Consider the following 7,346-nt stretch of genomic DNA (forward strand, 5'->3'; position numbering starts at 1 on the left):
GGCAGGCAGACACAACGACCGCCCGCCAACGGTGCCGTGCATGCGAGCGCCGCTCGCGCACGCAACCACGCGCCTGCAATGCCTTGCGCCTGGACCTGTTGCGCCCCCGCTTGGCGGTGACGGTTGCAGCAGCAACAGTCGCCGTGCGGTCTAATTGCCAGCCATCGCTCGCTGACTAGCCGTCGAATTCGCCATGCCCGAGTACCGCTCCAAGACCTCCACCCACGGCCGCAACATGGCCGGCGCGCGCGCGTTGTGGCGTGCCACCGGCATGAAGGACGGCGACTTCCACAAGCCCATCATCGCCATCGCCAACTCGTTCACCCAGTTCGTGCCCGGGCATGTGCACCTGAAGGATCTTGGCCAGTTGGTCGCGCGCGAGATCGAACGCGTCGGCGGCGTGGCCAAGGAGTTCGACACCATTGCCGTGGACGATGGCATCGCCATGGGCCACGACGGCATGCTGTATTCGCTGCCCAGCCGCGAGATCATTGCCGACTCGGTGGAATACATGGTCAACGCGCATTGCGCCGACGCGCTGGTGTGCATTTCCAACTGCGACAAGATCACCCCCGGCATGTTGATGGCCGCGCTGCGGCTCAATATCCCCACCGTGTTCGTCTCCGGCGGCCCGATGGAAGCCGGCAAGACCAAGCTGGCCGAGCACAAGCTCGATTTGATCGACGCGATGGTGATCGCCGCCGACGACAGCGCCTCCGATGAAAAGGTGGCCGAGTTCGAACGCAGCGCCTGCCCCACCTGCGGCTCCTGCTCGGGCATGTTCACCGCCAACTCGATGAACTGCCTGACCGAAGCGCTGGGCCTGTCGCTGCCGGGCAACGGCACGGTTGTCGCCACGCACGCGGACCGCGAGCAACTGTTCCTGCGCGCCGGGCGCGTGGCGGTGGAGTTGTGTCACCGCTGGTACGGCGCCGAAGACCCCACCGCCCTGCCACGCGGCATCGCCACCTTCGAGGCCTTCGAAAATGCGATGACGCTGGATATCGCCATGGGCGGCTCGACCAACACCATCCTGCATCTGCTCGCCGCCGCGCAGGAAGGCGAGGTGGCATTCGGCATGCGCGATATCGACCGCCTCTCCAAGCGCGTGCCGCAGCTGTGCAAGGTCGCCCCAAATACGCCGAAATACCACATCGAAGACGTGCATCGCGCCGGCGGCATCATGGCCATCCTTGGCGAGCTGGCGCGTGGCGGGCTGCTGCATACCAACGCAGCCACCGTGCACGCACGCACGCTGGCCGACGCCATCGCGCAATGGGACGTCACCCAGACCGACGATGAGAAAGTGCACACGTTCTACAAGGCCGGCCCGGCCGGTATTCCCACGCAGATTGCCTTCAGCCAGGCCACACGCTGGGACACCCTGGACACCGACCGTGGCGAGGGCTGCATTCGCGATGTGGCGCATGCGTTTTCGCAGGAGGGCGGCCTGGCCGTGCTGTACGGCAATATCGCCCGCGACGGCTGCGTGGTGAAGACCGCAGGCGTGGATGAATCCATCCACGTGTTCGAAGGCAACGCCCGCGTCTATGAGAGCCAGGATTCGGCGGTCAAGGCCATCCTTGCCGACGAAGTGAAAGCCGGCGACATCGTGGTGATCCGCTACGAAGGCCCCAAGGGCGGCCCCGGCATGCAGGAAATGCTCTACCCCACCAGCTATCTCAAATCCAAGGGGCTGGGCAAGCAATGCGCCCTGCTCACCGACGGCCGCTTCTCCGGCGGCACCTCGGGCCTGTCGATCGGCCACGCCTCACCGGAAGCCGCCGCAGGCGGCGCCATCGGCCTGGTGCGCGACGGCGACAAGATCCTGATCGACATTCCTAACCGTTCGATCAATCTGCAGGTGTCCGACGAAGAACTCGCCAGCCGTCGCGCCGAGCAGGATGCCAAGGGCTGGAAGCCGGTGGAGGTGCGCCCACGCAAGGTCACCACCGCGTTGAAAGCGTATGCGTTGTTGGCGACGAGTGCGGATAAGGGTGCGGTGCGGGATAAGGCGTTGTTGGACGGTTGAGGCTGGCCGCTACGATAGATCGAACAGGCGTCAGATGGCCGCACAGCGCAGTTGTGCAGGAGTGGTACGTCGTGCCTCACGGATGCATTCGCGCCCATCTGCGATGCGCGCAACGTGGGGTGGGTCGCGCTCGGCCAGTGCAGCAACTGGCTGCCGTCATCGCGCACAATCGAGTCTGAAACGCGTGTCTCAGGCGCAATCATGGTTGCTTGCTTGGCAGCAAGCGGCCATCCGCTGCATCAGTTGCACGGCAGCTCACACTCCGCCACCAACACTGCCCAGCCCATCCAACGGGCTGCGAACCGCCGACGCACCGCGTGCGTGTAGATCTGCGTGGTGCTCACGTCCTTGTGCCCCAGCAGTTCCTGTACGGTGCGGATATCGTGGCCGGCCTCCAGCAGATGGGTGGCGAACGAATGCCGCAATGTGTGGCAGGTCGCCGGCTTGACGATGCCAGACTGCTGCCGTGCCGACTGCACCAAACGCTGCAGAATTTCTTCAGAGACATAGTGCCGGCCAGGCCGGCCGCTGCGCGGATCCCGCAACCGGCGCACAGACGGGAACAGATATTGCCACCCCGGCTCAACGTCGGCATTGGGATACTTGCGCACCAACGCGTGCGGCAAGAAGACCCGACCGGCACAGGCCGCCAGATCCGCCGCATGCACTAACAGTGCGCGTTCGCGTTGCCGCTGTAGCGCCTCCCGCAGGCTGTGCGGCAACGGCACCCGTCGGTCCTTGCCGCCCTTACCATTGCGCACCACGATCTCGCCACGCGCGGCATCCACGTCCTTGATGCGCAGGCGCAGGCATTCCATCAACCGCATCCCGCTGCCGTACAGCAGGCTGGCCATCAGCCAGCACCGCCCCTCCAGCACCGCCAGCAGACGTGCCACCTCCTCGCGCAAAAGCACTACCGGAATGCGCCTGGGCCGCTTGGCGTGCACCAGGTTTTCCATCCACGGCAGCTCGATGCGCAGCATTTCGCGGTAAAGAAACAACAGCGCCGCCAACGCCTGGTTCTGGGTGCCCGCAGACACCCGGCCATCCGTGGCCAGCCGCGTCAGGAACGCCTCGACTTCCGCCTGCCCCATCTGGGCCGGATGGCGCTTGCCGCTGGCCAGGATGAAGCGTCGTATCCAACTGATATACGCCTGCTCGGTGCGTAGGCTGTAGCGCCGAACCCGCAGGCGGTCACGCACCTGATCGAGTAGCCGAAGCGGTGGAGGTACTGTTACGCCGTTGTTTTGGGGGGTGTATCTCATACGCCTGCGTCCTTGCTGGATAACACTGAAAGTATCCATATGGTCGCGACCGCTTGCCATCGTGCAATCCCGTAACCCCGGCTAGGATTTCCCCCGTTCACAAAGCGCCAGCGATCGAAGATACTCCGTGCAACACCGCATTTCGGCGGTCCAATATTTGTTAGGGCTCAGGAGGAAAGTGCTGTGAACTGGAAGCGCATCATTGGATGGTCCGCTCTTCTCATGATCCTAGCCAATGGTATTGGTGTTCTTAGCGGAGTCTGGATGGCTCATTCGGAGATTGATCCGGCGACCATCGATCAACTAGTGGAGAAAGCCCGTCTTTTTCGGCGCGTTGCAATTGGTCTCATTGCAGTCGTCTGCTACTGGCGCCTTGCCGCTGATGCTCCGACTCGTAGAGCCTGGCATGTCATTGCTGCATTCTTGCTAGTACAGCTCATCGACATGGCTCTATCTTTGGCATTCGGTGCACAAGTCAGTGAGTTGATCGAGCCGTGGGGTATGTTGCGCTCTATGTTGTACGCCTTAGCAGGCTACGTTCTAGCAAGACTGAGCCCTAACAATTCATTCAAGCCGAACCCGCTTCGCGGCTCGGCTTAATTCAAACGTTAGCACTCACAGGAGCGATTTCTTGCGATACGGAATCATCGAAATCAACCAACCAAACCTGGACCACCATCATCTGTACCTTTCCAGCATCTATGGCCTCTTTCCTGCCGACTCTATTGGCGGCGGATCGGATGCTGATCAGGCGCCACAGCTATTGGAGGTTCACTCAGGCATTGGTGAGCCTGTCGAAACAGATATCGCTGGGGACAAGAAAATCTTTAGGCGCCGCGCTTGGGTGCGTGAGTTCTTCGAAGTTCATCAGCTCAAGCCTGGAGACAAAGTGGTCGTGGAGCGCACTGGTGCGCACCGATTTCACGTGTATCCACTTCGATCAAGTGAGTTCTAACAATTAATTCAAGCCGAAGTTGCTTCACAACTCGGCTTAACTCTGGCGTTAGGCTCATGATCGTTTCTTTCAAAGGTCCAACATTCTTTGTCCCTGAGGATGAGGATCAATTCTTCAACTGGCTGTACTCGCTACCCGAGTACAAGAACATCCTTGGTGCGGGCACCACCTTGGACTTGGAGTTAGCCTCACCAGTCAGCGCTGACACAGTTCGGCAACTCCTGGTGGTCTTTAGGCGTTGGGGCGTCGACCCGAGTCCACTCACGTCCTTGAGGTCGGCAGAGACAGATAACTTCGTACTTTGGGATACTTGCCTCCAAGTGGCTTCGGCTGGAGCCTAACAATTCATTCAAGCCGAACCCGCTTCGCGTGTCGGCTTAATTCAGGCGTTAGGGCGCATGTCTCATCCATCGCAAATTTCAACATTAGAAGCGTCTCACAACGCCTATGACGTGTTCGTCTTTGCCCTTGGGGCGCTTGCCGACTCGGCCGATAAGCAGTGCGAGTTGATGGGCGACTACAACACCGTGTGGGAGCTACGGGATGATGCGCTTGCCGGCCACTACTTGATCGGCTCCGGTCTCCTTACAGGGCAACAAGAGGCGGCCATTCTTGAGTTTCTAGCGGCAATAGATCCCATCCCTGTAAATGAGATGCCGTTCGGGTCTGGTCGCGCCGCAAATCTTGCAGCGATGCAAAATCCGGCTTGGGAGCCGATCCGTGATCTGGCGCAGCAACTTTTGGCACTCTTGGCGCCTGTAACTGCTGCAAACAGGGCATATCTCGGTCTCCCTGATGCGCCCTAACAATTCATTCAAGCCGACGCCGCTTCGCGGCGCGGCTTAATTCAGGCATTAGCACTCACAGGAGCGATTTCTTGCGATACGGAATCATCGAAATCAACCAACCAAACCTGGACCACCATCATCTGTACCTTTCCAGCATCTATGGCCTCTTTCCTGCCAACTCTATTGGCGGCGGATCGGATGCTGATCAGGCGCCACAGCTATTGGAGGTTCACTCAGGCATCGGTGAGCCTGTCGAAACAGATATCGCTGGGGACAAGAAAATCTTTAGGCGCCGCGCTTGGGTGCGTGAGTTCTTCGAAGTTCATCAGCTCAAGCCTGGAGACAAAGTGGTCGTGGAGCGCACTGGTGCGCACCGATTTCACGTGTATCCACTTCGATAAAGTGAGTTCTAACAATTCATTCAAGCCGAAGTTGCTTCGCAACTCGGCTTAATTCAAGCGTTAGGTCGGGGTGGAGCAAATGCGTTGGTGGTTGCCGCTTCAGTAAGTTCGCTAGTGTGCATGCGGTCGGCTCCGGGCAGTCGTCATCATCGTCGCTGGTTGCGGCAAGTTCAGTGCTTCGCCTTGGCACGTCGTTGCCAGGCTGCGCTCGTTGCATTGGGCTTCGGTGGCATCACGCGCCGCGGCACCGCTGGGCAAGCTCCACCCCCGCGAGCTGTGGCACACTCGGTCCAGGCGGCAGTGCTGGGGAGCAAATTGCAACATCCAACTTCTGCGGCCATTCACTGCCTAACAACTCATTCAAGCCGAAGTTGCTTCGCAACTCGGCTTAATTCAAGCGTTAGGCCGTGGCGGGGTAAATGCATTGGTGAATGCAGCTTCGATGAGTTGTCTGGCGCGCATGCGCTCCGGGTAGCAATCATCACCGTTTCTTGTGTCGGAAGGTTTGGTGCTTCGTTTTCGTACGTTGTTTCCGCGCTGTGCTTATTGTGCTTGGCGTCGGTAGCATCACGCGCCGCTGCACCGCTAAGGCAAGCTCCGTCCCACAAGCTGTGGCACACTCGGTCCAGGCGGCAGTGCTGGGGAGCATGGTTGCAACATCCAACCTCTGCGGCCACTCACTGCCTAACAACTCATTCAAGCCGAAGTTGCTTCGCAGTTCGGCTTAATTCAAGCGTTAGGCCCTGCAGGAGGCCCATGAGCGACTCACACAAAAACTGCCGTCGCTGCGGTCGACCGGTCGAATCTATGCGGCCGACTTCGATACATTTGAGGGGATGCATTGGCTGTGTTTCCATTTAGAATTTGAGCATCAAGGAGACCCAGATGGGCCGTGCCAAGACATCGGCTGCCCATGGAACCTGATCAAGCTGTACGGCGATAAGCTGGTAGAGCTTGGTCTTTCTCCCAGTAAGGTCGTGGAGGCACATATAGAGGGTCTTCCTTATCCGCCAGGGGGCAGGACCTAACTATTCGTTCAAGCCGACGCAGCTTCGCTAAACAAACGGTGGCACCGAAAAGCGTGCCACTGTTTGTTCCGCTACGCCGCGCGGCTTAACTCAGGTGTTAGCACTCATGGTCACGGTTCTATTGTCCGAAGCGTTCTACTTCACCTTGGCAGACGGCGACGAGGTCTGGCCGTGCACAGTCGACGGAACGTTTCGACTAAGTTCCGGCGGCAGCGAACACAATGTTCGTGGAGCTGGGGAGTTGGACGTCTCAGAACTCGAAATGATTCAGGGGGTCCTCAATGAGGGCAAGGCGTCTCGCTTTCGCTCCAGAGGCAATGGAGCTCGCAGCAGAAGCGCTAATTATTTCTCTGTGGAAAGTCCAAGCGTCAGAGCGGTGCATGTCAACGTTGGCGGCACATTCGTAAAGTTGAGATGAGCGCTAACTATTCGTCCAGCCGACACCGCTTTGCGGCGCGGCTTAACTCAGGTGTTAGAGATCATGGAAGACTTCCCGGAAGATCATGGAGAGCAAGTCAAGGAAATCTATGCGCGGTTTGGCTTGGCCATCTATCAAGTACAATGCTTAGAGCATGGATTGGTCAATGCGCTAGTGATGCTTGACCTCATCCCCAATGAGCGTCATAAGGCGAAAAGCAGATCCGAATGGGAGGAGTTAGTCGATTCCTTTATGGAGTCTAAGTTTGAACTTACCCTTGGAAGATTGATCTGAGCTTTAGCCGCCGTTACAGGCGTACCAGACAACCTTAGTCAGGATCTGGCTTCCGCACTCAGGCTGCGCAACTATCTTGCCCACCGTTCGACGTCCCCCCGCCCTGAGTAGCGGCCAGGTTTAGAGTCCGGGGTTGATGATATCGATGTTGGCCAGCTGTTGGGC

The 7,346-nt window shown here is 59.1% G+C and carries 7 protein-coding genes; 6 read left to right on the forward strand and 1 reads right to left on the reverse strand.

The window, feature by feature from the left end:
- Nucleotides 1-193: 193 nt before the first annotated feature.
- Nucleotides 194-2,032 carry a dihydroxy-acid dehydratase gene (gene ilvD / locus ABQZ09_RS09015; protein WP_349776703.1) on the forward strand — a complete coding sequence of 613 codons (1,839 nt, stop codon included), beginning with the start codon at nucleotides 194-196 and terminating at the stop codon, nucleotides 2,030-2,032.
- Nucleotides 2,033-2,271: 239 nt separating this feature from the next.
- Here ilvD and ABQZ09_RS09020 read toward each other — a convergent pair whose 3' ends face one another.
- Nucleotides 2,272-3,357 carry an integron integrase gene (locus ABQZ09_RS09020; protein ID WP_349776704.1) on the reverse strand — a complete coding sequence of 362 codons (1,086 nt, stop codon included), beginning with the start codon at nucleotides 3,355-3,357 and terminating at the stop codon, nucleotides 2,272-2,274.
- 123 nt (nucleotides 3,358-3,480) lie between these two features.
- On the opposite strand from ABQZ09_RS09020, the gene ABQZ09_RS09025 reads away from it, so the two are divergent.
- The 5 genes from ABQZ09_RS09025 (at nucleotide 3,481) to ABQZ09_RS09045 (ending at nucleotide 7,181) form a co-directional block, all read left to right on the forward strand.
- Nucleotides 3,481-3,897, forward strand: a complete 417-nt coding sequence (locus ABQZ09_RS09025) for a hypothetical protein (protein ID WP_349776705.1) — start codon at nucleotides 3,481-3,483, stop codon at nucleotides 3,895-3,897.
- Nucleotides 3,898-3,928: 31 nt separating this feature from the next.
- The gene (locus tag ABQZ09_RS09030; RefSeq protein WP_349776706.1) at nucleotides 3,929-4,252 is read left to right on the forward strand and encodes a hypothetical protein; all 324 of its coding nucleotides are present in this window, start codon (nucleotides 3,929-3,931) and stop codon (nucleotides 4,250-4,252) included.
- A 398-nt stretch (nucleotides 4,253-4,650) separates the two neighbouring features.
- Nucleotides 4,651-5,058 carry a hypothetical protein gene (locus ABQZ09_RS09035; RefSeq protein WP_349776707.1) on the forward strand — a complete coding sequence of 136 codons (408 nt, stop codon included), beginning with the start codon at nucleotides 4,651-4,653 and terminating at the stop codon, nucleotides 5,056-5,058.
- 71 nt (nucleotides 5,059-5,129) lie between these two features.
- Nucleotides 5,130-5,441, forward strand: coding sequence for a hypothetical protein (locus ABQZ09_RS09040; RefSeq protein WP_349776708.1), 312 nt, complete (start codon nucleotides 5,130-5,132; stop codon nucleotides 5,439-5,441).
- A 1,509-nt stretch (nucleotides 5,442-6,950) separates the two neighbouring features.
- On the forward strand, nucleotides 6,951-7,181 hold the full coding sequence (locus tag ABQZ09_RS09045) for a hypothetical protein (protein WP_349776709.1): 231 nt from the start codon (nucleotides 6,951-6,953) through the stop codon (nucleotides 7,179-7,181).
- Nucleotides 7,182-7,346: the final 165 nt, after the last annotated feature.

This window comes from Xanthomonas sp. WHRI 6106 (assembly GCF_040202405.1).
Classification (GTDB): Bacteria; Pseudomonadota; Gammaproteobacteria; order Xanthomonadales; family Xanthomonadaceae; genus Xanthomonas; species Xanthomonas cannabis.

Excerpts from the sequence above, each read along its gene's own strand:
- ilvD (WP_349776703.1), top strand. The coding sequence starts at position 194 with ATGCCCGAGTACCGCTCCAAGACCTCCACCCACGGCCGCAACATGGCC.
- ABQZ09_RS09020 (WP_349776704.1), bottom strand. The coding sequence starts at position 3,357 with ATGGCAAGCGGTCGCGACCATATGGATACTTTCAGTGTTATCCAGCAA.
- ABQZ09_RS09035 (WP_349776707.1), top strand. The coding sequence starts at position 4,651 with ATGTCTCATCCATCGCAAATTTCAACATTAGAAGCGTCTCACAACGCC.
- ABQZ09_RS09045 (WP_349776709.1), top strand. The coding sequence starts at position 6,951 with ATGGAAGACTTCCCGGAAGATCATGGAGAGCAAGTCAAGGAAATCTAT.